Annotated in this window: 1 protein-coding gene and 1 pseudogene; one reads left to right on the top strand and one right to left on the bottom strand. The window is 68.8% G+C overall.

Annotated features, from left to right (window positions below):
* Positions 1 to 1,008: glycerate kinase type-2 family protein (locus AC1D00_RS41180; protein WP_477014654.1), on the top strand; the 1,008-nt coding region annotated here is incomplete at its 5' end.
* Between the two features lie 159 nt (positions 1,009 to 1,167).
* Here the strand turns inward: AC1D00_RS41180 and AC1D00_RS41175 are convergent.
* Positions 1,168 to 1,375: pseudogene (locus AC1D00_RS41175) on the bottom strand (MarR family transcriptional regulator); the annotation flags it as partial.

The raw sequence follows: 1,375 nt of genomic DNA, 5'->3' as shown, positions 1-1,375 counted from the left end.
CCCGTGCCCGATGAAGCCGGCCTCAAGGGCGCGGCCGACACGCTCGCGCTTGCGGGCGAGGCCGGGCCCGACGATCTGCTTCTGGTGCTGCTCACCGGCGGCGGCTCGGCGAACTGGATCGCGCCGGTGGACGGCATCAGCTTTGCGCAGAAGCAGGCCGTCAACAGGGCGCTCTTGCGCTCGGGCGCGCCGATCGGCGAGATGAACGTCGTGCGCAAGCATCTGTCGCGGATCAAGGGCGGACGGCTGGCGCGCGCCGGTAGGAACGCCGCCGAGATCGTGACGCTCGCGATCTCCGACGTGCCGCATGACGATCCCTCCGCGATCGCCTCCGGCCCCACCGTGCCCGATCCGACCACGCTGGCCGATGCGCGCGCGATCGTGGCCAGGTACAAGCTCGATATCGACGATGCCGTGCGCCGCGCGCTCGACGATCCCAACAACGAGAGCTGCAAGCCTGATGATGCCGCCTTCGCGCGCGCGTCGTTCGAATTGATCGCGCGGCCCAAGCAGTCGCTCGACGCCGCGGTGAAGCTCGCGAAAGAGGCCGGCTACGAGACGATCGATCTCGGCGCCGATCTCGAAGGCGAGGCGCGCGAGGTCGCGGCCAGTCATGCCGAACTGGCGTTGCGGGCGCGCGCGCAGGGCAAGCGCATCGCGATCCTCTCCGGCGGCGAGCTTACGGTCACCGTGCGCGGCCAGGGGCGCGGCGGTCCGAACCAGGAATACGCGCTGGCTCTCGCCGCCCTGCTGAAGGACACGGCCGGCATCTCCGCGCTCGCGGGCGACACCGACGGCGCCGATGGTGGCGCCGGCCACCCAACCGACCCCGCAGGCGCGCTGATCGACGCGGCGACGTTTGCGAAGATGAAGGCGCTGGCGCTCCAGCCGCAGGCCTATCTCGACAACAACGACGCGACCGCGTTCTTCGAGGCGACCGGCGATCTGCTGATGCCCGGCCCGACGCTGACGAACGTCAACGACATCCGGGTGATCCTGGTGGATTGAGGCGCCTGCCCAGACGACGGTGTCATTCCCCGCGAAAGCGGGGAATCCAGTACGCCGCGGCTTCTCTGTATCCCACTACGGCCTCTGGAGTACTGGATCGCCCGCCTTCGCGGGCGATGACGGCGGAGAATGTGGATCGACCGCGGTTAGCCGCACGCCTCAAAACTCGTTGGCGATCTTCGACAGCATCGCGATCAGGGCTTCGCGATTGGCCTGGCCGAGCAGGTCGTTCAGCCGCGCCTCGTGCTTGGTGGCGACGAGCTTTTTCGCCCGCGTCAGCACGGCCTTGCCCTTGTCGGTCAGAACTAGGATATGCGAGCGGCGGTCGTTGGTGGAGCGGATCCGCGCGCAAAGGTCGCGGCCTGTC

Source organism: Bradyrhizobium sp. P2_E8 (genome assembly GCF_056403875.1).
This window is presented reverse-complemented; position numbering and strand designations above follow the sequence as displayed.